General features: G+C 51.8%; 20 protein-coding genes. 7 read left to right on the top strand and 13 right to left on the bottom strand.

The window, feature by feature from the left end; translation table 11 throughout:
* Positions 1-15 precede the first annotated feature (15 nt).
* The 9 genes from hpt to ACN0YN_RS19570 all read right to left on the bottom strand — a co-directional run bounded on the left by hpt (position 16) and on the right by ACN0YN_RS19570 (position 9,173).
* Entirely contained in the window at positions 16-537 is a 522-nt protein-coding gene (hpt, locus tag ACN0YN_RS19610) for a hypoxanthine phosphoribosyltransferase (RefSeq protein ID WP_417386705.1), read from the bottom strand.
* 12 nt (positions 538-549) lie between these two features.
* A complete protein-coding gene (gene truD, locus ACN0YN_RS19605; protein ID WP_417386704.1) occupies positions 550-1,623 on the bottom strand; it encodes a tRNA pseudouridine(13) synthase TruD in 1,074 nt (357 codons plus the stop codon).
* A 71-nt stretch (positions 1,624-1,694) separates the two neighbouring features.
* Entirely contained in the window at positions 1,695-3,371 is a 1,677-nt protein-coding gene (locus ACN0YN_RS19600; protein ID WP_417386703.1) for a hypothetical protein, read from the bottom strand.
* A gap of 141 nt (positions 3,372-3,512) precedes the next feature.
* Complete coding sequence (locus ACN0YN_RS19595; RefSeq protein WP_417386702.1) at positions 3,513-4,130, bottom strand: LutC/YkgG family protein; 618 nt, start codon at positions 4,128-4,130, stop codon at positions 3,513-3,515.
* The gene (locus ACN0YN_RS19590; RefSeq protein WP_417386701.1) at positions 4,117-5,487 is read right to left on the bottom strand and encodes a lactate utilization protein B; all 1,371 of its coding nucleotides are present in this window, start codon (positions 5,485-5,487) and stop codon (positions 4,117-4,119) included. The genes ACN0YN_RS19595 and ACN0YN_RS19590 overlap by 14 nt, the downstream gene beginning before the upstream one ends.
* A gap of 1 nt (position 5,488) precedes the next feature.
* Positions 5,489-6,235 (bottom strand): (Fe-S)-binding protein, encoded by a 747-nt coding sequence (locus ACN0YN_RS19585; protein ID WP_417386700.1) that lies wholly within the window; start codon positions 6,233-6,235, stop codon positions 5,489-5,491.
* A 221-nt stretch (positions 6,236-6,456) separates the two neighbouring features.
* Positions 6,457-7,233 carry an aldo/keto reductase gene (locus tag ACN0YN_RS19580; RefSeq protein WP_417386699.1) on the bottom strand — a complete coding sequence of 259 codons (777 nt, stop codon included), beginning with the start codon at positions 7,231-7,233 and terminating at the stop codon, positions 6,457-6,459.
* A 24-nt stretch (positions 7,234-7,257) separates the two neighbouring features.
* Positions 7,258-8,505, bottom strand: coding sequence for an FAD-dependent oxidoreductase (locus ACN0YN_RS19575; protein WP_417386698.1), 1,248 nt, complete (start codon positions 8,503-8,505; stop codon positions 7,258-7,260).
* A 188-nt stretch (positions 8,506-8,693) separates the two neighbouring features.
* Entirely contained in the window at positions 8,694-9,173 is a 480-nt protein-coding gene (locus ACN0YN_RS19570; protein ID WP_417386697.1) for a RidA family protein, read from the bottom strand.
* Positions 9,174-9,471: 298 nt separating this feature from the next.
* On the opposite strand from ACN0YN_RS19570, the gene floA reads away from it, so the two are divergent.
* From floA to ACN0YN_RS19540, 6 genes are all read left to right on the top strand, one after another.
* The gene (gene floA, locus ACN0YN_RS19565; protein WP_417386696.1) at positions 9,472-10,416 is read left to right on the top strand and encodes a flotillin-like protein FloA; all 945 of its coding nucleotides are present in this window, start codon (positions 9,472-9,474) and stop codon (positions 10,414-10,416) included.
* A 612-nt stretch (positions 10,417-11,028) separates the two neighbouring features.
* Positions 11,029-12,075 (top strand): 3-oxoacyl-ACP synthase III, encoded by a 1,047-nt coding sequence (locus ACN0YN_RS19560; RefSeq protein WP_417386695.1) that lies wholly within the window; start codon positions 11,029-11,031, stop codon positions 12,073-12,075.
* Positions 12,076-12,467: 392 nt separating this feature from the next.
* On the top strand, positions 12,468-14,117 hold the full coding sequence (locus ACN0YN_RS19555) for an alginate export family protein (RefSeq protein WP_417386694.1): 1,650 nt from the start codon (positions 12,468-12,470) through the stop codon (positions 14,115-14,117).
* Positions 14,118-15,302: 1,185 nt separating this feature from the next.
* The gene (locus tag ACN0YN_RS19550) at positions 15,303-16,202 is read left to right on the top strand and encodes an RNA polymerase sigma factor (RefSeq protein ID WP_417386693.1); all 900 of its coding nucleotides are present in this window, start codon (positions 15,303-15,305) and stop codon (positions 16,200-16,202) included.
* 90 nt (positions 16,203-16,292) lie between these two features.
* Positions 16,293-17,048: an SDR family NAD(P)-dependent oxidoreductase gene (locus ACN0YN_RS19545; RefSeq protein WP_417386692.1), complete on the top strand. Its 756-nt coding sequence runs from the start codon at positions 16,293-16,295 to the stop codon at positions 17,046-17,048.
* Positions 17,049-17,128: 80 nt separating this feature from the next.
* On the top strand, positions 17,129-17,611 hold the full coding sequence (locus ACN0YN_RS19540) for a TIGR03067 domain-containing protein (protein WP_417386691.1): 483 nt from the start codon (positions 17,129-17,131) through the stop codon (positions 17,609-17,611).
* Between the two features lie 150 nt (positions 17,612-17,761).
* On the opposite strand, the gene ACN0YN_RS19535 is transcribed toward ACN0YN_RS19540, so the two are convergent.
* The 4 genes from ACN0YN_RS19535 to ACN0YN_RS19520 all read right to left on the bottom strand — a co-directional run bounded on the left by ACN0YN_RS19535 (position 17,762) and on the right by ACN0YN_RS19520 (position 20,246).
* Positions 17,762-18,106 (bottom strand): hypothetical protein, encoded by a 345-nt coding sequence (locus tag ACN0YN_RS19535; RefSeq protein ID WP_417386690.1) that lies wholly within the window; start codon positions 18,104-18,106, stop codon positions 17,762-17,764.
* 46 nt (positions 18,107-18,152) lie between these two features.
* Positions 18,153-18,578 (bottom strand): hypothetical protein, encoded by a 426-nt coding sequence (locus ACN0YN_RS19530; RefSeq protein WP_417386689.1) that lies wholly within the window; start codon positions 18,576-18,578, stop codon positions 18,153-18,155.
* Between the two features lie 70 nt (positions 18,579-18,648).
* Positions 18,649-18,996 (bottom strand): hypothetical protein, encoded by a 348-nt coding sequence (locus ACN0YN_RS19525; RefSeq protein WP_417386688.1) that lies wholly within the window; start codon positions 18,994-18,996, stop codon positions 18,649-18,651.
* Between the two features lie 347 nt (positions 18,997-19,343).
* Positions 19,344-20,246, bottom strand: a complete 903-nt coding sequence (locus tag ACN0YN_RS19520; RefSeq protein WP_417386687.1) for an alpha/beta hydrolase fold domain-containing protein — start codon at positions 20,244-20,246, stop codon at positions 19,344-19,346.
* A 325-nt stretch (positions 20,247-20,571) separates the two neighbouring features.
* On the opposite strand from ACN0YN_RS19520, the gene ACN0YN_RS19515 reads away from it, so the two are divergent.
* Complete coding sequence (locus ACN0YN_RS19515) at positions 20,572-21,936, top strand: DUF1501 domain-containing protein (RefSeq protein WP_417386686.1); 1,365 nt, start codon at positions 20,572-20,574, stop codon at positions 21,934-21,936.
* Positions 21,937-22,460: the final 524 nt, after the last annotated feature.

Genomic DNA, 22,460 nt, shown 5'->3' with positions numbered 1-22,460 from the left:
TTCTACAAATTGACGTTAAGCAAGATCCGAGCCTTCCAGTGATGCAATGAAAGGCAAATGCCGATATTCGTTGTTGAAGTCCAGGCCATAGCCGACCACGAAATGATCGGGAATTTTAAAGCAGTGGTAGTCGGGTTCCAGTTCAACCTGCGTTGCTTCTTCTTTCCAGAGCAGGACGGCTGACTTCAGTGACCGCGGATTCTGGTCCTGAATCTGTGCCAGCACGGTCTGCATGGTTTTGCCGGTATCAAAAATATCATCGACCAGCAGAACATCGCGGTCTGACAGGTCGGGCAGATAATCCAGGTTCACATGCAGTTCACCTGGCGTGGTTGATTTCCCTCGATAACTGGAGGCCTGCAGAACGCCTACCTGGTGAGGTACATCAATCGCCCGGATCAGATCAGCCAGCAGCACCAGGCTGCCTGCCAGAATGCCGATGATAGTTAAGGGGCGATTCTGATATTCCTGGGCAAGTTCCCGTCCCAGCTCAATCACGCGCGAATTTATCTGTCCCTGATCAATCAGAACTTTCACAGCAGCTTCCTTTCATAACGAGTCGCCCGGTGACATGACAGCCGTCTCGTTCTTCATAAATTCTCTGAGCAGCATAGTCGCATACACGCCGGAAGGCAAAGTAAAATCAAACTGGATGCCGTCCTCTGTCTGACTGATTTTAAGATCTTCAGGCCAGATCAGGAATGGTCGGCGGGCACCCGGAGTCAGTTTTTTGAAACGTGAAAAACAGGCAGGTTCCAGGGAGAACTCCTGCAGGATGGCAGTCTCCGTTTCCAGTACATCGTCGGTGGGTTGTTTCATTTTGGGACCGAAAATCGGCCCGGTGATGACGGTCTCCCGTTGATCAAACCGCTGTTGCTCCGCAGCGACATCCTCAACGACAAACAGACCCCCTGATTCAGTGACCTGCATGACATCGCCCATCTGAACGGTATGCAGACTATGATTTGAGACCCGTTGTGACAGCACCCGGTTAAACAGGTTGGACTGCGCCGCCGACAAAGCCAGCCGCTTTAATGATTTGTTCCGAAAGTATTTGGGAGAAACCTTCTCATTTTTCAGGAGCTTCATTCCCATCCGCAGCGTTTCATTATCCCGGCCCATCCGCTGTGTACCGTAGTAATTCGGAAAGCCGGTCTCTTTGATTTTTTCCAGGATCGCAGTCGCATTGACGAACGCATTCTCCACAGTCCCTTTCAACAAGAGCGTAAAACGGTTCCCTTTGAGATGCCCCGTTTTCAGTTTTCGTTCGTGTCGGGTCGCCTGCAGAATTTGAATTCCTTCAAAAGAAAAACTTTCCAGCAGTGGTTCGCATTCGGCGGGAACAGAGACCATTTGTCGTGTGATGGCACAGCGATCTTTCAGACCCGCTACGCCAATTTCGCGAGAATCGACGTTCAACTGTTCTGACAGAACCTTCACCAGAAACTGTGCCGAGACGTCCCGTTTTTCCACCCAGAGAAACAGGTGGTCGCCTGCACCCGAAGGTGCGTAAACCGGAATCTCCTCCACAATAAAGTCTTCAGGCGTCTGCTTTAATTCACCGCCGGTTCCCGGTAAACCTTCTGTCAGATAGGGGAGTACTTCAGTTTCTGGTTCAGGCATAGCGGGTGAATTATTCCAGGGCCTGTTTCAGAATCAGGAAGCCTCATCGTTGAGGTGAATCTGAAATCAGGCTACTTGCGGTTGACAATGGCTAAAGAAATCAGCCTGATGAATCCTTCACCGAATTCCAGGTTCAGGCTGGCTTGATCGGCCGTGATTTTAGGATAAATGGTCATCAGATCGCCACCGGAAGCGAAGGCCACTTTCGCAGATTCAACAAATTCGGGGTCTTTGGCACTTTCCTCAATCATGGCGATAAGAGGAATAAACTTGATCGATACCAGAAAGAGATGACCAGGCTTTCTCAGTTTGGATTGAGTCTTGTTAAGCGAAATAGCCTTTTTTAATTGCTCTAAAGACTCAGTTTCTCCAATTGTCAGCCATAATTCTTCGGAATTTGATCCGATATAAACCATGGGGTTATCGCCAAACAGGTCTTTTGCTTGTTGCCCAGGAGATGAAGGCGTGACACTGTGTATTGTTACCCCATCGATTTCAGCGACATTTGATTCAAATTTAGGGCTTGGTTCATTAGGCTCTAATAAGTCAAACAATTCCTGCTGCCCTTGTTTAAATGTTTCGCCTTCTGATATTTTCATTGAAGCGATGAGTGCAGGCTTGCCTTTAGAGGTTTGCAGCATCTGAATTTGAGCATCCATCTTTCCTGCTTCAATGGTTGCTTTGGCAGATTTAAGCATTTTTGCTACCGGGCCCGGATTCACCTCATCACCCAGCAGGACAGGAGGTACATCAGATTTTGATTTTTCCAGTAGTTCAATCAGTGCTTTTTGTTCAATATCTTTTCGCAACGGGAGTATTGCATAGCCTAAGTAGTCTGACGAATTTTCGTCGAGATAAGAATACTCACTGGATGATTTCGACAACTGTTCAAATTCTTTGCCCAGTGGTGTACCTGGCTGGGCTTTCACTCCCAGGTGAATTTGAATGTTCTTGTTCTCTTTCGACAGGTTATAACCAATCGTCAGTTGTTCGCCATCCTGGGCGACGCGTTCAAACTGCTTCAGCATCATCAAGCTTGTTTCTTTTCGAGCCTTGTATTTTAAATCGTCTTCGCCCGGCTTTTGTGGCAGCTGTTCATCCACACGGGCACTGACCAGATCAACGGCCATCATCCGCATCGGCTGGGGGACATTACTCAGAAACAGCGACCCGGCAATGTCGTACTCTTTGGCAAGGGCGCTGGTGAACTCATCGGGATTGTAAAAGTCTTTCTCCAGTGCTTCGCTTTTGATGTGCAGAAATGCGTAACCATGGGCCATCTTGAGATGCAGAGTGAACATTGGTAACGCCAGCGTGTAGCGATCTTCTTTGCCTTCAACCGGATTCAGCAGGAAGCCGACTTCGCCCAGAGTCTGTGTCAGCTCGTCCAGACTTTTCACCGGAATGAACCCCACGACGACAGGCTGCGGTGAAATGCCTTCGTTCAGAAATACGAATGCTCCCAGTGGCTTTGTTTTATCCAGGCCTTCCAGGTTGCGATACTGTGCCAGAAACCCTTTGATCATTGCCGGATATTCGGGCTTGTTGATTGTGGCAAAGGTATAATCGATGTCATCCAGAACCCGGTCAATGCTGGCGATCGACGCAACAGCAATCGGCTTATTCCAGTCGACTTTCTCAGCCCGTGGTTCAGTATCGGTTTGAGCCAGCACCAGAGAACCGAGCGAGAGAAAACAGAGCGTCAGCGTTACACGTTGCACAAAGGATTTGGAAATCAGCGTCGCCACGGAGGACCTCCGGTATGGAAAAACGGATAGAAGAATTAAGTCAGATTAATCAGATACAGTCTGGGTACTGCTTAGTGTACCTGTTTGAACCCGGGAAAGTTACAGAAAATCTGACAAAATCTGATCAGCGGATCAGTGAATTCAAAAAGCGTCTTCGACCAGAAAGACCGTCAGCGAACGGGCACCGTGCGCACCAATCACCAGGGACTGTTCAATATCCGCTGTTTTGGAAGGCCCGGACATAAAAGTTCCAAAGCCGTTTTCAGCAAATCCCAGCCTCTGGTAAGCCTGATGCATGTGATGGACAATCTCACTGGCGGGAACCACAAGCGCCACATGTTGTGACAGAAAATAAAGGGTTCGTGCCGGTCCCCCGTCATTGGCGATCCAGACGGCGCCATTTTCCGCGACGGCAAACTTCCCCGGCAAAATTGCGAAATCGATGTCTTCAAAGTCATGCGGGTCGGTGATCTCGGGGATACTGACATTCGCCTGTCCACAGCCTTCGATCTGCGAACAGATTTTTGAGGCTTCCTGGTATGCGGCGATCTCCGTCAGGCGCTGATTGACTTCATCCACATTTTTGACGCGGAAACAGAGCCCGCCTACACCAGAGAGTGTCTCAGCGAACTGCTCTGCCGGGTCTTCATAGCGGATCCACTGCGAGGAGAGTTCAATCGACTGCAGGTCGGGTAACTCGGTTTGAGGAATCGATTGACTGTGCAGCTTATTCAGGATGTCGTTTTTACTTGTCGTCATGGTTCTGCTTCATCCACTCGCGGAAACTCTGCTTGGGTATGATGGGAAGTTCTCTCTGTTTGCCCCAGTCGTTCAGGCGGTTGTAGAGCATGAAGCGAGGCAGATAAGGCACAATCGAACGGGCCATTTTCCCCACGAATCGATACAGGGACGGTGCCTGCATCAGCCAGGACATCATCTTCATCGAGACTCGTTTTGAGAACGGTAAAAAGCCTTTGATGCGAATCTCTTTTCGCCAGGTCAGCAGCTGATGATGCAGATCGATTTTTACCGGGCAGACATCGCTGCAGGAACCACACAGACTGCAGGCGAAGGGCAGGGTGGAGTTTGCTTTCGGATCTTTGGCCGGTCCCAGAATGGAACCGATGGGGCCGGGCACCGTGTTGCTGTAACTGTAACCGCCACTGCGTCGATACACGGGGCAGGTATTCATACAGGCGGCACAGCGAATGCAGTTCAACGAACGACGAAATTCATCGCTGCCGGCAATTTCGCTCCGCCCGTTATCCAGCAGCACGATATGCATTTCTGCCCCGGGTGCCGGTCCATGAAAGTGAGAGGAATATGTGGTGATCGGTTGCCCGGTCGCCGAACGGGCCAGCAGTCGCAGGAACACGCTCAGATCTCCCGCGCGGGGAATCAGCTTCTCGATCCCCATACAGGCAATGTGCAGTTTGTTGAGCGATGTTCCCAGGTCGGCGTTCCCTTCATTAGTACAGACGACAAAGCCCCCGGTCTCGGCAATCGCGAAATTCACTCCTGTAATTCCGGCTTCTGCTTCAATGAATTTCTGTCGTAAATGCTGGCGTGCTGCTTCCGCCAGATATTGCGGGTCCGTTGCTCCTTTTTCCGTTCCCAGCTGTTCGTGAAACAGTTCGCCGATCTCTTCTTTTTTGATATGAATGGCGGGCATCACGATGTGACTGGGGGGCTTGTTCTGCATCTGCACAATCCGCTCGCCCAGGTCCGTATCGATGATTTCAATTCCGTGGCGTTCCAGGTAAGGATTGAGATGACACTCTTCCGTGAGCATGGATTTACTCTTCACCACGCGCGTCACATTATGCTTTTTCAACAGACCATGGACGATCTCATTATGTTCGGTGGCATTGCGGGCCCAGTGCACCTGAATCCCGCGGGCGGTGGCATTGCGCTCGAATTCTTCCAGCAGATCAGGCAGATGCGAAACCGTATACATCTTGATTTTCGATGCCTGTTCGCGGAGCAGTTCCCATTCCGGTATCTGTTGTGCTGCTTTGTCTCGTTTGGAACGGACGAACCACAGCGACTGATCGTGCCAGTGTGCACGATCTTTATTCTTAACGAATTCCGCAGCTAGTTTTGGATGTGAAGGCATCTTACAAACACTCAACTAAAATTTCAGAGATATGCATGACTCGAATCGGTTTCTTCTGTCGGCGGATAATTCCATCCAGGTGCATCAGGCAGGACATATCCAGGGCTGTCAGAACTTCCGTACCAGACTCTTCGTGATCGTGCACGCGATCTTCACCCATCATGCAGGAGACCGCTTCTTCCGCGACGGCGAATGTTCCACCAAAGCCACAACATTCATCGGGCCGCTGCAGCTCAGACAGTTCCACCCCCTCAATGCTTTGCAGCAGCTCACGAACATTGCCGAACGGAGGCCCCATGATTTCACTGGAGCTGGCCAGTCGCAGTTCACGCAGTCCATGACAACTCTGATGCAGACCAACCTTGTGAGGAAACTTGCCCGGCAGAGATTTGATTCCCAGGACGCTCGTCAGGTAATCGCAGAACTCATATGTTTTCGCTTTGAGTTCTTCATACTCGGGGTTATACGAGAAGTATTCATCATAGTGATGCGTCACCATCGAGACACAACTGCCTGAGGGACAGACCACTGCGTCATACTTTTTGAAGATTTCCAGAAAGCGTTTTGCCAGCGGCGCGACTTCATTCGTACAGCCGGTATTCGCCATGGGTTGACCACAACAGGTCTGGCTTTCCGGATATTCCACTTCCACCCCGAAATGTTCTAAGACTTTCAGGGTCGAAATGCCTACCTGCGGGTACAGTTGATCAATATAACAGGGGATAAACAAGCCGACTTTGGGCGCCATAGTGCGGGACTCAAAAGGGGTTCAGTAAAGATCGTGATAAACATTGATGATGCTTTACTCCTTTATAGTCCGAACCACCTCGAAAGCCAAGCCGACAGACACTGTTGAAAAGGGGATGTACACTGCTGAAACCCGCTTTTCAGCGAAGAATGGCCGCGCAGGAAATACTTATGTTTCTTACAATAAACGCTGCTGTTTAAAGAAATCGAACGCGTTTCGAATCAGGCAGCCGGCGCAATCGAGGTGTCGCAGGCGGTCTGCCAGTTGGTCTGGATATGCTTGAGATTCAGGCCCCCCACCACCAGATTACTGACACCCGGGTTGCGCAGCACAAACGGGATGGCCTCGGCGGGAGAGAGCTGACCTGAGGCGAGCCCTTTTTTCACGAAGACTCCCACACCCTTTTTTGCAGCCTGAGTCAGAAGTGCTTCATGACTGCGGTCCTGCAGATGATATTCCACCATCAGCACATCCGCCCAGTCGAGTGCCGACATCGCACCGGAAAGTGTTTTGGCAGACAGACCAATCCAGCGAATCTGTCCCGCCTGTTTCGCTGCCTGCAATGTTTCGATGGCATCACTGTGGTTCAAAATCTCAGCTTCACAGCAGTTCGAATGAATCAGCACCACATCCAGCACATCGGTCTGCAGACGTTTCAGACTGCGTTCCAGACTCGCTTTCAGACTTTTATGTGAGAAGTCGTAAGACGAGGCACCATTTTCAAACGTCTCACCGATTTTGGTCGACAGTAGAAATTCGCTGCGACGATGTGACAGAAACTGGCCAACACGTTCTTCGCTGATGCCATAGGCGGGCGCAGTATCAATATGATTGATGCCCAGGTCCAGCACGGAATTCAACAGGCGATCTGTGGTTTGATCATCCGGGAGATCATAAGTCTGACTGTACTTGATCTGTTCGTTGCGACCAATTTTAAACGCACCAAAACCGAGTGCACTGACGGAAAAGCCGGTATTTCCAAGTGGACGATATTGCATGTTCGAAGTTCAACCTGAAAGAGATCAGGCCGCCTCTCGTTGACTAAACTGTTCATCAAGCCTGACCCAGTCGACCGCTGTTTCCCACGGAGGCAGCGCCACCTGGGGACGAGGCAGTCGCTTGAGCTCTGACTTCCAGGAATCATCCAGCGGAGTCGGAGCCACATGAATCTCGGAGAGCCGCTCACAGATTTCTTCCGCCAGCTGTGGTGCCAGCGCCAGTTTGGTGGGCCACGCTGTGAGCAGATTTCCATCCTGCAGGATCTGAGGCGTTTCCGGTCGATGACCCGATTTCGTGGCCCCTTCCGCTCGGTCCACCGTGTAAGAGTTCCATTCCAGGCCGTTCAATTCGATTCCGGGAACTGAAGCCGACAGCTCGCGGGCGGCATGTTCGATCAACTCGCGCCGATTCATACTCACGCCAGTTTCTGCCACCTGGCCACCAATCTGCCACACCGTGCGCCCCTGGCAGTCGATGTCTGACGTGATAGTTACTCTGGTTTTCGCACCATCCACACAATGACCATTGAAAGGAGGCAATGTTCCTCTGACCAGAGCCATATGCAGGGGCCGCTTCTGCATGACACTTTTCTGCTGTACGGTAGCAGCAGGGTTTGCCAGCTTGAGCAGTGTTTCGTTTCCGCTGCCTGCAGTCAGTAAGACCGCCGCAGTCTGAATGGTGATCGGCGTTCCGTCCGGATCGTGAATCTGAACGGCGCTCAATGTGCCGTTTTTGTCGTGGAGGAATTTCAGATTCGTCGGATCATACCGGAAGATCTGTTCGGGAAATGCATCCGCCATATTCTGGATCAGGCTGTAAGGCGAAATCACCTGTTCGTCCATTCGTCCGATGGAACCAGGACAGCCAGAGAGGATGTCGGGCACTTCATCAGGAGCGAGATTTTTCGGTACCACCTGCAGCCCCATCTTCGCGCCAAACATTCCCAGACGCGAAGACAGCGATTCGGTACGCCACAGATAGCAGTTGTTCGAACGGATTTCGGTTTGAGACAAATCGGGCAGCTGTTCGCCTGCCAGTGATTTTCTCCAGATCGACGGCATTTCACGGATGCGGCGGGCGGAGCCGGTCATCATGCCCTGCAGCGTGTATTTCAATCCCCCGTGAATGATCCCCTGTGAAGCGACGGTCTGCCCGCTGCCCAATGCGAACGCTTCCAGCAGCAGGCACCTGTATCCCCGTCGACTGGCTTCGTGCATTGTCCACAGGCCGGCGATACCTCCTCCGAATATCATTAAATCAACGTTTGGCACACCGAGAATCCTTTCTCAATACAGCAGGCACCAATTCCCTGGTCCGATAGCGCAAAACCATGCGAATAACGGGTTTTACTAGGAATTCCCCGATCCGGAAAGATGAATCAGCCCGATTGAACTGTTCACATTACCAGTTTTCGAGAAAAAGCCTCTGCCTGCTGCTCAGAGTTCGTATCTGAGTGCTCTTAGAGAACGGTCTGCTCTTTCTTTTTGAGCAGGACAATCGCTTCCACTTCGACGGTGATATTGCCTGGCAGAGAACCCATGCCGACCGCACTACGGGCCGCACGACCATTCTCGCCGAAGATCTGCACGAGCAGATCACTGAAACCGTTGATGACCTGTGGATGCCGTTTGAAATCGGGAGCCGCATTCACCATGCCCAGCACTTTGACGAACCGATCGATCCGATTCAAATCGCCGAGATATTGTTTCAAAGTTGCCAGCATGGTCAGAGCGACGGCGCGCGCTGCTTCAACGCCCTGTTCTTCGGTCAAATCGTCGCCCACGCGTCCCGTGTGCATGCTGCCGTCCAGTTTGATGGGACCGTGTCCGGAAACATACAGCATATCATCAACCTGAACCACGGGATTATAAATCCCACCCGGTTTCGGTGCTGCGGGAAGTTCCAGATTCAGTTCTTGGATCTTGGCTTCGATGGGCATAAGTTTTTCCTGTTTTTTGAAGTCTGTTCTATTCGAATATCCGCAGTTCCGGTAACAACGGAATTTAAAAACATGGTTTATTTAAAACAGAATAAAGATCAGAAAAGCGATTTCCAATCGATTGAACCAGACTGTTTTGAAAAACAGAATGATCCAATTCCCGCTCGTTTTCGTTTTCTGGTGTGAACTAATGCGAAAAATGCAAAAAGCTGTTGAAAAATACTTTTTGTTTTGACCTTCAGACAGTTATGATATTTCAGAGGCCGCTGTCTCAGAAATAAATACTAACAAGGGAGTTATGCAGACAATGGAAGATCTCTGGCCAGTTGTATTTTTTGCCGTCGTTGGAGTTGGAATTTTACTGGGCATCGTCTTCGTGGCGTTGTTTGCCCGTTATTTCAAATTATGGATCCAGGCATTCAGCTCCCGTGCCAGAATTGGTCCGTTCGCTTTGGTCTTCATGTCTCTCCGAAAAGTCAAACCATCGGTCATCGTCGATACGAAAATCATGGCGGTGCAGGCCGGACTGACCGACATTCCCACCCAGGCATTTGAAGCCCATTATCTGGCAGGCGGGAATGTACACCGCGTCGTTCATGCTCTGATTGTCGCCCACCGTGCCCGCATTGATCTGGACTGGGATACTGCAGCCGCCATCGATCTGGCGGGACGAAACATCATCTCCGCCGTCGAAACCAGCGTAGACCCTAAAGTCATTGATTGTCCCGATCCCAAGAAAAGTGGTCGGCCCACACTGGACGGCGTTGCCAAGGATGGGATACAACTCAAGGCGCGTGCCCGTGTCACCGTGCGAACGAACTTAAGTCAGCTGGTCGGGGGAGCCACCGAAGAGACCATTATTGCCCGTGTGGGCGAAGGAATTGTCTCCGCCATCGGTTCCTGCGAAAGCCATAAAGAAGTTCTGGCGAATCCGTCTGTGATTGCCCGCAATGTGCTGGACCGTGGTCTGGATACCCAGACGGCGTTTTCGATTGTCTCCATTGATATTGCTGATATTGATGTCGGCGAGAACATCGGGGCTCGTCTCCGCGTCGATCAGGCCGAAGCGGACATGCGTATTGCTCAGGCCCTGGCAGAAGAAAGACGGGCTGAAGCGGTTGCCTCCGAACAGGAAATGATCGCCACGACCCAGGAAAATCAGGCCAAAGTGGTCCTTGCCGAAGCCGAAATTCCGCTCGCCATGGCCGATTCCTTCCAGGAAGGCAATTTGCGAGCCATTTAATCTGTAAGAGTGTTTAGTTAAATTCAAGCGTATCGATCGATTCAATCAGGCCGGCTGTAAGGGATTCAACAGCACCGGAAAAGCTTTCAAAGCAAACTTCTTTGATGTGTCGATGATTAGAAAAAACCAGACAGGATGTGTTTTTGTAATTACTGGTTGAAATTTAGGTTGGTGATTGACTAAAATTATGTCAGTAACAGCAGCAGGAGGTTGTTGTGGACTGAATTCTCCGGATCACCTCGAGAGAGTTTTCGTTTACCTATGACTGATATCACAACAATAAATATTACGGATAAGCAACTGGACCTCCTGTTGTCAGGTTTGCGCTATGTACGCAGTGCTGAAAAATTGCGAGTCGAAGAACCGACGACGGAATACGTTCGCACTCGCACAGAGAAATTGAGCGAGATTGAAACCCTCGTCGATGCTCTGAATTCATCACCTCGCAAACAAAGTGCTGCTCAGGTCTAAGATTTCTCAGCGCTTAGGTTGAGTTTCATTCCCAGATCCAATTCAATAGGACGTTCTTTCTGCGCGCAGAAGTTCTGACTTTTGTGCCCGGTTATGTCGTCTGTTTAATCATCCTGTTGGAATGGGAATTTATTACCGCTTATGCGTTATGAGCATGTTTGCGTCGAAGCTGTCTGCTGTACTCTGCCCCCCCACATCGTCACATCCGACGAAATCGAAGCGCAGCTGGCACCCGTTTATGATCGACTCGGTCTGCCTGCAGGTCGACTGGAACTGATGACCGGCATCCAGGAACGCCGCTTTTTCGATCCCGGAACACTCCCCGGTACCATCAGTGCCCAGACCGTCAACAAACTCCTCGATCAATGTCAGCTCGACCGTAAGTACATCGGCGCCCTCATTCATGGCTCCGTCTGCCGCGATCAGCTTGAACCTGCGACTGCCAGCGGCGTGCATCATGCCGCCAACCTTCCCAATTCTGCACTCGTCCTCGACATCAGTAATGCCTGTCTCGGTCTGCTCAACGGCATGGTCTTCATCGCCAACATGATCGAAATGGGACAGATCCAGGCCGGAATCGTCGTCGGCACCGAAGTCGGGCGCGACCTCGTTGAAGGCACCATTCACGATCTGCTGCACGACGACACCCTGACCCGCAAATCCATTAAAAACGACTTTGCATCTCTGACCATCGGCAGTGGCTCCGCTGCGATTCTCCTTTGCGATAAACGACTTAGCCAGACCGGACATCGTCTGCTCGGCGGTCACTTTCAGACCGATACCTCCAGCCACGAACTCTGCGCCGGCGGTGTCGAAGCCCAAAAGCACGGCGATCACCGTCCCCGCATGCAGACCGATTCCGAATCTCTGCTCGTGGCCGGCGTCAACCTCGCTGTTCCCACCTGGGAACAGACCAGAACCACGCTCGGCTGGAAAAATGAAGACGTCAACCGTGTCTTCACCCACCAGGTCGGTAAAGCACATCGCAAACTCCTGCTCGATCAACTCGGCCTCGATTCCGGTCTCGACTATCCCACCGTCGAAACGCTGGGCAACACCGGCGCCGCTGCACTCCCCATGGCCTGGGCCCTCGGCATCGAAAATCAGATCCTCCACGAACGCGATCGCATCGCTCTGCTCGGCATCGGCAGCGGGCTCAATTCGCTCATGCTGGGTGTCCAATGGTAGTCGCCGCGCTACACGGCTTGTGTCGCTCATAATTCTACCTGTCTGCTGTTACCTTTTCACCAGTTTATCTGAGTGGAATCACCGTCCGGGTTGCTTCTCACTGTTGGCTGGAATGGGGAGTTGTACTGATTTTGCTGCTTATGCTGGATGGTTGGATTCTGGCTAAATTAACCCTTATTGGTTTCTAAGTTCTGTTTATTACTGCAAATCTGACTGAACGGGATGGTTCGATTACACCTGGCAGACCGATTGTGAGCAGGGAGACCCAAACTGCGCGATCATCCAGGATCAGGGTGCGACGCATGCCAGTCATCAATTCAAAGTTTGTTTTCGCGAACGGACAAACGGGATAGCACTTTCTATCGCCAGACAAAAACAGCAAGGAATGCAAGATGCGTCTTCGCGTGATTTTATCTTTAAGTGTGGTCGCTTCATCCGCCCTCGCCGGGTCGCAGCTTCGCGCGGAAACAGAACTTGCTCCCGTTCCTCCTGCACCAGCGGCCCAGGCCGAATATGACGGCGTCGAACCAGAACTCACAACTGTCGCGGAAGTATTCCAGCCGGGAACGGGTTCGATTGAAGAAGAACAGAATCCGCAACCGGAAGGCTCCCTGAATCCAGAAGAGACCGAAGATGAAATTATTTTCGATGATCCTGCGCCGGTGAAACCTCCCGCGGATCCATATAAAGGCCTCTTTTTCGATAACACCTTCGGCTCCTACCTCAGCAATCCCGATCATCCTTACCTGCTGGGGGAACGCTTCAAGGAGATACCGCTTGGCGATGACTGTTCGCCTTACACGCTTTCCGTCGGTGGCGAACTGCGTCATCGCTGGATGCACGAACAGAATCGTCTGCGACCAGGCGGACCCGTTAATACCGATTACAATCTCTGGCGCTGGCGTCAGTACTTCGATTTCCAGCTCGGCGATTACGCCCGCGTTTACTTTGAAGGCATCGATGCCTCCATTTTCGATAACGATCTGCCTCCCACGCCCATTGATATCAACCGCTGGAATGTTCAGAACGCATTCGTCGATGTCAAGCTGCACGAATGGAACGGCGCACCCGGCTGGTTCCGTTATGGTCGACAGGAAATGCTCTACGGTTCGCAGCACCTGATCTCGCCACTCGACTGGTCGAACACCCGTCGTAATTTTGAAGGGTTTAAATATTTCCACCATACCGAAACCGTTCACATCGACGCCTTCATCACCAACCCTGTGAACACCGGCGGCGGAAATCAGCCTTTGAGCCAGTTCGACAACGGCAGAGACAAACCCGATACCTCGGTGACCTTCAGCGGGATCTATGCCACCATCCTGTCGGACGGCGGTCCTGAACTGCTCGACCTGTATTACCTCTGGTTGCGCGATGAAACCAACACCCCCAATCGCCCCGATGGTTCCCGGCACACAACCGGCGGTCGTTTCAAAACCCTCCGGGAAGTTCAGGACGACTGCTGCAAAGTCACCCGCATCTGGGATTTCGAAACCGAAGGTGCCTACCAGTTCGGAAACGATGACGGCAAACGCGTCTCCGCCGGCTTCTTCACCTCGGTCCTCGGTCACACCTGGACCACATTGCCCTGGTCGCCCCGCTTGAGCGGTCTGTTCTATTACGGTTCCGGTAACCACAATCCGAACGGCAGCACCAACAATACCTTCAACACCCTTTACCCGTTGGGACACGCGTACTGGGGGATCATCGATAACCTGTCCGGTCAGAACCTGTATGACTGGAGTATGCAGCTGAACGCCAAGCCCGCTAAAAAAGTCGGACTGGTCGGTGCCTTTCACTGGTTCGAAAAAGCCACCACCAACGACTATCTCTACAACGTCGCCGGTGCTCCCGTCGGTACGCTGGGAGGCAGCCGCGACATCGGACAGGAATTCGACCTGATCGGAACCTACACCTTCAACCCGAACTTCAACATCCAGGCCGGTTACTCCTGGTTCTGGTACGGCGATTTTGTAGGCACTAACATTCCACCCCGCAACACCGCTACCCAGTTCTACGTGCAGACCACGCTCCGCTTCTAATCGTCGCCATTGGTTAGCATAACAATCATCCGAGCACTGCTCGCTCGGAGTCTCTGCACACTTTGTACTTGACCCCGCCGCGCCAACAGCGATAAGCGCTGTTCTGAGTCGCGCGCGTGACCAGTTTACAGTGCACTGAAACAGCGCGAACCACTTCCGGAGGTTCACGCGAAAACCGGACGTTTTTTCCAGTTCTTCACCTGCACTCTCTACACCGGTGACCCCTGTATGCCTGCGGGTCGCCACACATCGCCGAGCATCGTCTCGGCACCACCCCCGTACCGCTTCACATCGGGACCCTGTCAGCAAGTATCGCCACCCCGTTTTCTTCTGACCCCTGTTGACACCGCCGCGCCGTTCGCGAAGATCAGACGCACTCAGGATGACAGACAACACCCCCTCCACCAGCAACCAGAATCCACAGAAAGCATTTTCCAATAGGTAACCCATGACCGATTCTCCCCTCAAACCAGGTATTCCCGCCAGCGGCCCGCGCAGCATCAGAAAACGCGCACAGGCACAGAGAGAATCTTAAGGAAAGCCCCCAGCCCGCCCAGCTGAAAATCAGCAACCGGTGATCAGCACCACGAGTGTCATAATCAACCCCCCGGGTGGCACTGTCGGCTTGCCCGACAGTGAATATGAAACGCTCTACCCACCGAAAGAAAAGGGTAAGCCCGGATGCACATCCGGGCCGAGCGGAGCGAGCAGGAGGTTGCAGCTCACTCAACCAAACCAGATTCGATTTCCGATCATGTAGAAATCCATTTCGGAGATTCAATCAGAAACTCAGCTTCAACACAGACGCAGCAGGATTCTATCGCAACCTCCTGTTGTCTTCGACAACCTCGGATTGCATCCGAGGCCACCCGGTGTTCGTGTCTTTTGTTTACTACCACGAAAAACACGAAACCACACGAAAAAAGAATAATGGGTGGACCCGAATAAAATTCGGGCCGAGCGCAGCGAGCAGGAGGTCGCAGTTCACTCAACCAATCCAGCTTCGATTTCCGATCATGTAGAAATCAATTCACGAGTTTCAATCAGAAACTCAAGTTCAGCACAGACGAAGCAGGTCCCTGCAAGTTTCTTTAAAAAAATACTGGCCTGACTGTCACAGTCTGTATCAGAATGTGTCAAAGGGAGAGAATACCCAAAGGTTCATTCCAATCAGTGAGAGACGAAATGCCCAAACCCCTGATGTACAATCCCTTTACCGAAATCGTTGACGATGATCAGCAGGATATCGAACTGGTTGATCAGGCCCAAAATGGTGATCGCAGTGCACTCGAAAAGCTGGTTCTCCGGCATCAGGCCTGGATATATAACATCGCGATACGGATGGTTTTTCACCCGCACGATGCGGAAGAAGTCACGCAGGAAGTCCTCCTCAAAGCCATCACAAGGCTGAGTACTTTTCAGGGAACCAGTCAGTTCCGCACCTGGCTTTATCGCATCACGGTCAATCACGTTTTGAATATGAAACGACGCGGGGGAGAAGCTCAGCCGCAAACATTTTCCAGTTATGCCGCTGCGATTAACGACATTCCCGATCTGGATCTGCCAGATCCCAGGACTGTTCCCGTGGATGTGCCACTGCTCGTCGAAGAAGCGAAAGTGGCGTGTACAACCGGAATGCTGCTCTGTCTGGATCGCAGGCAACGACTGATCTTCACTCTGGGTGAAATCTTCGGAGCCAACGATCAAGTGGGGAGTGAAATTATGGAGATGTCGGCAGACAATTTTCGGCAGTGCCTGTCACGGGCCCGAAATGATTTATATCAGTTCATGCAGAACCAGTGTGGTCTGGTGAATGAGAGAAATCCCTGCCGCTGCCCGAAGAAAACCAGGGGCTTCATCCAAGAGGGGCACGTCGACCCCGAGCATTTACTGTTCGTTCCATTACACGTTCAGCGCATCAGTGAAGTGGCCTCCGATACCATTCGTAAAATGGACGACGCCACGGAGCAGCAATATGCAGCCCTGTTTCGCACACATCCCTTTCTGGAACCTTCCAGTCAAATCGACTGGCTGCAACAGCTACTGGAGCAACCGGGCATTCGCGCTGCGTTACGTTTGAACTGAAAATAAAGCGGCGACTGTCACACTGGTCTCCTCACTGCGTCTAAGAATTAGTGCGACACTCGAACACAATTACTTAGACGAGGAGATACGATGTTAAATCTGGACAAAAAAGTAGCGGTAGTCACGGGGGCATCAAAGGGAATCGGTGCGGGGATCGCCAGGGAACTGGCTGCCTCAGGTGCAGCTGTGGTTGTGAATTATGCCACCGATGGGCAGAGTGCCGAAGCCCTGGTAGAACAAATCAAACAGGAGAACGGACAAGCTGTTGCGGTGCAGGCAGATGTTTCGAATGCAGCAGATGTGGTACGTTTATTCCAGGATGTTTGTTCAACCTTTGGTCGACTCGACATCCTGGTAAACAATGCCGGCGTGTATCGCGAGACTCCATTGAGCGAACTGACTGAAACAGAGTTTCATCGTGAATTCAATATCAACGTGCTTGGTCCTCTGTTAGTCATCCGAGAGTCGCTGCAGTACTTTGATTCTCAAGGGGGCACCATCATTAACATTGGCTCCGGTGCTTCCAAAATGTGTCCCCCCGGTTTTTCGATCTATTCCGCCAGCAAAAGCGCGCTCGACGCGATAACCGGGGTACTCTCGAAGGAACTCGCCTCCTGCAACATCCGGGTCAATTCAGTCAATCCGGGCGCGACGTTAAGTGAGGGAACGCAGGCAGCGGGCCTGTACGGCAGTGAAAGTGATTTCGAGAAACAACTGGTCGCGATGACTCCGTTAAACCGCATTGGCACACCAGCAGACATTGCCCGCGTGGTCGCTTTTCTCGCCTCTGACGATTCCGCCTGGCTGACCGGCGAGATCATCCAGGCATCGGGGGGACTGCGCTGAGACGACTCGGTAGAACTGAATCACGACGAAAACGCGTCCCCTGATTTTCCATCATCTTCAATAGCGAGAGGAACATTCCAATGAATATGAATTATGCATCAGCCGTTTTATTGCTTTGTGTTTCAACGATGACTTTACAGGAACAGTCGGCAGCCGCGCCCCCCAGACAGGAAGTCAGACAGGCGCTGCAGCAATTCGCCGGCACCTGGAAGATCGTTTCCAGTGAACCCGCAGGAGCGACAAAAGAGGCAACGCAACTGGTATTTCACAAAGATCTGACTTACGCGGCACTGGATCAGCAGGGCAAGGAACTCTGGTCGGGAACCTTCGATCTTGATCCCACAGCCAAGCCAAAAAGATGGGACCACCGCTCCCACGCCGCCCAGAAGGAAGGAGGTGATGTTCTGGGAATCTATGAACTGGACGGCGACCGACTCAAAGTTTCCTGTGTCGTGGGTGCCTGGAAAGAGAAAAAGTGGACCGGCAAACCACGTCCAAATGTATTCAAATTGCCCGAAGCGGATGTGGTGCTGAACCTGCAACGCAAAGCCGCGTCTCCCTGATATTTTTTTACTACCACGAAACCACACGAAAAAAGAATAGTGGGTGGGCCCGAATAAAATTCGGGCCGAGCGCAGCGAGCAGGAAACTGTCAGAGCAAGCGATCATTTCAGGAATAGCCGAACCCAACTAAATTGAAAATGGAAATCAGGTTATTTAAAATTTGATCTCCACTCTAAATAATCCTGCCAGAAGTCGCAGAACTCTGTTGCAAGGTCTGCCTTGTCAGCTTGTCTAACATCAGAATCATTTGCCTGTTGGTTAAGCTGATTTTTCTGAATGAAACAGTAGGCGCCATACCCTTTAGTTCGTAAGAATTTGCAATAGCTTTCTCTTTCATACAAACCTTCTTCATCAATAATCATATATTTCAGGTTGTTGATATTTAAAAGAAGGTCCTCTAATGCAATGGGAACCTGCACGTAAAACTGTGGCCTCAGATGAGCATTTTGCTCGACATAGTCTATCCATTCGAGAACCTCTTGTATCGTCTTCAATGAATCTCCTTAAGCCAAACCTGAGGCTAAAAAACAGAGTATGTTGTTAACTTCCGTTTACAACCTTATTAAATTCAGCTCGGTCCATAGTGTCTGCATACCATCCTGGTTCCTGCTGCTGCACAGCATACTCAAAAAGCTGTCCAGTCGAATAAATCTGGTGTATCGCCTGAGCTTGCCAATAGGAATGATCGTGGTTTCCAACATCGCGATTGTATACCGCACGAGCAGTATCATAAAACATTTTACTCCAGAACTTTCGTTCAATGATTTTCGGGAAATCATTCTCAATCTGAATGCCTCGACCGGGCCAGAATTCTTTATCACGCAATTGAGACATATGAACGACGTGTTCTTTTTCGTCGGACTTTGCAACAGACTCAGCTAATTCAAGCGTGAATTGAATGACATTTGAAAACTGTCTGTGATTCATTTGGATAGAACGACCTTCAAAGGAAATCTCACACGTCATTTATTTGATCCTGTCCAACAGTTATTTGCAGTAATAGCACAATCATACTTTACGAGACAGTAGATTACGCTCACCAGATAACGACTTCCGCCTCAGACTCTCTGGCAAGTTCGACGGCATCAATGATGTTTTGTATGCGACAGGTAATGGACTCGGGATTTTGTGGATACTGATCAAGATGAGCGAGCAAAGTATCGCATTCCGTATGGAGACGATCCAGATCCGTTGGGGAAGCACAGTATAAATCTTCATGATTCAGTTTTGACAGCAGGTGTAAGCCCAACTGTATGGATTGTGGAGAACCATATAATGTTTCCCTCCAGCTTTCAAAACCTGCGAGTTCTTTATGATGTTCGACTGGGATGAACAGCATCTCTCCATTCGAACCTCGCTTGAAAACATTAACCAGAAGTGTCATTCATCAGCTCCGGATATCTATCACGTATCACATCTGTCAGTAGGAACGACAGTATCTGAAAACTGTCCCATCATAGTAAAAAAGGGTAGGCCCGAATGAAATTCGGGCCGAGCGCAGCGAGCAGGAAACTGTCAGAGCAAGCGCTCATTTCAGGAAAAGCCGAACCCAACAGGAACCTGATTCGAAATCACACCCATCATGCGAATACTTTCTCTGTCAGTTTCCTGTTGTCTGCGACAATCCCGAATTACATTCGGGACCACCCAATGTTGTTACCTCACCAACCAGTTACTTTCGTGTCATTTCGTGCTTTTCGTGGTAGAAAAAACACGATCAGACCACCCAACCTACTTCAACTGCCCGTCAATCCAGTCGGCCATCAGTTCCACTTCTTCGTGAATCGTGGGCCAGGGGTGGCCGCCCCCTTCTTTGATGATGAACTTCACCGGCACCTCCGCTTTCTGCAGGGCGGCGACCATCACCCGCGACTGTTGAATCGGCACCATGAAATCCGCGGTGCCATGAATGATCAGAAACGGAGGCAGGCCGGGCTTCACCAGGCGGGCCGGGGAGAACGCGGTTCGCAGTTCGTCCAGGCGGTCGGCGTCGATCGTTTCTGATCCTTTCGGAGTGATCAGGCGGCGGATGGATTGGGCCAGCTGATCGTCGCCGCTGATGTCAATTTTGAAGCCGCCGTAGTTCATCAGATCGGTGGGGGGAAAAAAGACGGCCACCGCTTTCACCCGCGTTTTGGCTTTCGCATCCGCTGCGGAAACTGCCGCCATGCAGGCCAGATGACCGCCGGCCGAAGCACCCAGCAGCGCCAGTCGGTCCGGGTCGACCTGGTACTCTCTGGCATGTTCTTTGACCCAGATAATCCCCCGATTGACATTCTCCAGCATCTCCGGGCCGTTAAATTTCGCGATCGAACCGGGTCGGATCGCGAACACCGTATAGCCGCGACTGCAGAAAATATCGAACATCCGTGCCCGCTTGTGATCGCGGATTTTTCCCCGGTCCGAGTGATACGCGCCCGAGGCCACATCCACAATGGCCAGCCCGTTCGGTTGGGAGCGGGGCGTAAAGATATCCAGCAGCAGCCCTACGCCATGCACTTCCGCGTAAACCACATTTTTCTGCTGATGATAAGGCAGGTCAGCGGTTTCTTCTGCTCTAACAGCAGGAACACAAAGGAGTAACGCAAACAGAGCAACTGCCGCAACGCCGCGGGATCGGGGAACACACACCATCAATTCAAGCCTGACATGCAAATAAAAAGTCGAAGAACGGACACCAATACGAAATCCGTTAAATAAAACCAGCCGCTGATCCGTATCATATCAGAGGGATCACAGCGACTGAAACAAAATCTGCCCGCGACCGGCGGGAACAGACAACGGTTCATGATTCTTACCGGAAAAGTCTCGCATTTGTTTCAAAAAATCCCCTAAAATAAGAAAAGAGCGCTATATACTGTGTCCAGTTTTACTACGACGTCTCCAGGGACCGTTGGACCGAGTATAATAATGCGAGCGATGCGATACTAAAGTGTGATGCGCTCTGGAGGACACACAGATGAGAGGCAGATTAGACAGACAGAGCCCCCGGATTTCCCGTCGCGATTACCTGCGGCTCTCTGCCATGGGTGTACTCGGCACAGGTATGTCGGGCTGGCTCAGACGTCTGGCCGCAGAAACCGCCGACAACCTGCAGCGCAAACGTAGCTGCATTCTGTTGTGGATGTCAGGCGGACCCAGTCAGACCGATACCTTCGATCTCAAACCGCAGCACGAAAATGGCGGCCCGTTCAAAGCCATCGACACTGACGTGCCCGGCGTGCAGATCTCCGAACATCTGCCTCAACTTGCAAAGGTCATGAAGCACCTGGCCCCCATTCGCTCGATGAGCACCAAAGAAGGGGACCACACCCGCGCGACGTATCTGCTGCGCACCGGTTATCTCCCGTCCGGCCCTCTCAGTTATCCGACGCTGGGTTCGCTGTTGAGTAAAGAACTGGGCAACACAAACGCCGATCTGCCTAACTTCGTCAGCATCGCTCCGAATAAAACGTTGAGCCCGAATGCCTACGGCCCCGGTTTCCTGGGACCGCAGTTCGCACCGCTGGTCGTCGGCGAGGGCGCCGGATTCGTCCAGAACGATGATGCGAATGTGGATGCCGCATTGAAGGTCAAAAATCTGACTCTGCCCAACGGGATCACCCGCAAGCAGGCCGACGAGCGGTTATCGATTCTGAACGATCTGGAAACCGAATTTGCCGCCACGCATCCCGGCACACCGACCAGCAGTCATCGCAGTGCCTACGCCGCCGCGGTCCGCATGATGCGCTCCAAAGCCATCGAGGCGTTTCAGCTGGATAAAGAACCGACCGCACTCCGCGATGCCTACGGCCGCAATCGCTTCGGGCAGGGCTGTCTGCTGGCCCGTCGCCTGATTGAGCAGGGGGTTCCCTTTGTGGAAGTCTCACTCAACGGTGTGCAGGGGAATAATGCGTTCGGCTGGGATACGCATCAGGAAAACTTCGAAGCCGTCAAAAGTCTGAGTGAAGTCCTCGACCCTGCCTGGGGAACCCTGATGACGGACCTCGAACAGCGGGGACTGTTGGATTCCACGCTGATTATCTGGATGGGCGAATTCGGTCGTACGCCGAAGATCAATCAGAACACGGGCCGCGATCATTTTCCCGCAGCCTGGACCACGGTGCTCGGCGGAGGCGGCATACGCGGCGGTCAGGTCATCGGCAAAACCAGCGAAGACGGCATGAAAGTCACCGATCAGCCGGTCACGGTTCCCGATTTGATGGCGACCATCTGCTCTGCCCTCGGCCTCGATCCCCAGCAGCAGAACATGTCCAACATCGGCCGCCCGATCCCCCTCGCCGACCACGGCGCCAAACCGATCATGCAGCTTCTGAAAAGCTGAGTGAAGTTCATCCAACAGGCAGGGTAAGCCCGGATGCACATCCGGGCCGAGCGCAGCGAGCAGGAGGTTGCAGCTCACTCGTTCAAACCAGATTCGGTTTCCTGTCATGTAGAGATCAATTCACGAGTATCGATCAGAAACTCAAGTTCAACACAGACGCAGCAGGTTACTGGCACAACCTCCTGTTGTCTGCGACAACCTCGGATTGCATCCGAGGCCACCCGATTTTAGTCAGGGTCATACATTATGATTTACGACCACGAAAAACACGAAACCACACGAAAAAAAGAATAATGGGTGAAACTATGAAAGAAGGCCGAGCCGGTGGTGGTATTCTTTAACGCGTGGTAAACATTGTTTTTCTCAACCTTGTTTCCACAAAAGAAAGGAACCACTCATGTTTTATGCCGGCATCGACCTTCACAAGCATAGTATCACAGTCTGCGTCGTAAATGAACACCGTAAAATCGAGAAACGGGCCCGTTTGATGTGCGCCAATGAAGCTGCCATCGTTGCTTTCTTCA

It is taken from the genome of Gimesia sp. (genome assembly GCF_048260065.1).
GTDB lineage: Bacteria > Planctomycetota > Planctomycetia > Planctomycetales > Planctomycetaceae > Gimesia.
Note: the sequence above shows the minus strand (reverse complement) of the source record. Positions and strands in the feature narration are given on the sequence as shown.

Bases quoted from the DNA above. Each gene is read 5' to 3' on its own strand.
- ACN0YN_RS19545 (WP_417386692.1), top strand. From the start codon at position 16,293: ATGTTAAATCTGGACAAAAAAGTAGCGGTAGTCACGGGGGCATCAAAG.
- ACN0YN_RS19590 (WP_417386701.1), bottom strand. From the start codon at position 5,487: ATGCCTTCACATCCAAAACTAGCTGCGGAATTCGTTAAGAATAAAGAT.
- ACN0YN_RS19585 (WP_417386700.1), bottom strand. From the start codon at position 6,235: ATGGCGCCCAAAGTCGGCTTGTTTATCCCCTGTTATATTGATCAACTG.
- ACN0YN_RS19530 (WP_417386689.1), bottom strand. From the start codon at position 18,578: ATGACGTGTGAGATTTCCTTTGAAGGTCGTTCTATCCAAATGAATCAC.
- ACN0YN_RS19520 (WP_417386687.1), bottom strand. From the start codon at position 20,246: ATGGTGTGTGTTCCCCGATCCCGCGGCGTTGCGGCAGTTGCTCTGTTT.
- ACN0YN_RS19580 (WP_417386699.1), bottom strand. From the start codon at position 7,233: ATGCAATATCGTCCACTTGGAAATACCGGCTTTTCCGTCAGTGCACTC.
- ACN0YN_RS19555 (WP_417386694.1), top strand. From the start codon at position 12,468: ATGCGTCTTCGCGTGATTTTATCTTTAAGTGTGGTCGCTTCATCCGCC.
- ACN0YN_RS19515 (WP_417386686.1), top strand. From the start codon at position 20,572: ATGAGAGGCAGATTAGACAGACAGAGCCCCCGGATTTCCCGTCGCGAT.
- ACN0YN_RS19560 (WP_417386695.1), top strand. From the start codon at position 11,029: ATGCGTTATGAGCATGTTTGCGTCGAAGCTGTCTGCTGTACTCTGCCC.
- ACN0YN_RS19595 (WP_417386702.1), bottom strand. From the start codon at position 4,130: ATGACGACAAGTAAAAACGACATCCTGAATAAGCTGCACAGTCAATCG.
- floA (WP_417386696.1), top strand. From the start codon at position 9,472: ATGCAGACAATGGAAGATCTCTGGCCAGTTGTATTTTTTGCCGTCGTT.
- ACN0YN_RS19525 (WP_417386688.1), bottom strand. From the start codon at position 18,996: ATGACACTTCTGGTTAATGTTTTCAAGCGAGGTTCGAATGGAGAGATG.
- truD (WP_417386704.1), bottom strand. From the start codon at position 1,623: ATGCCTGAACCAGAAACTGAAGTACTCCCCTATCTGACAGAAGGTTTA.
- ACN0YN_RS19570 (WP_417386697.1), bottom strand. From the start codon at position 9,173: ATGCCCATCGAAGCCAAGATCCAAGAACTGAATCTGGAACTTCCCGCA.
- ACN0YN_RS19540 (WP_417386691.1), top strand. From the start codon at position 17,129: ATGAATATGAATTATGCATCAGCCGTTTTATTGCTTTGTGTTTCAACG.
- ACN0YN_RS19550 (WP_417386693.1), top strand. From the start codon at position 15,303: ATGCCCAAACCCCTGATGTACAATCCCTTTACCGAAATCGTTGACGAT.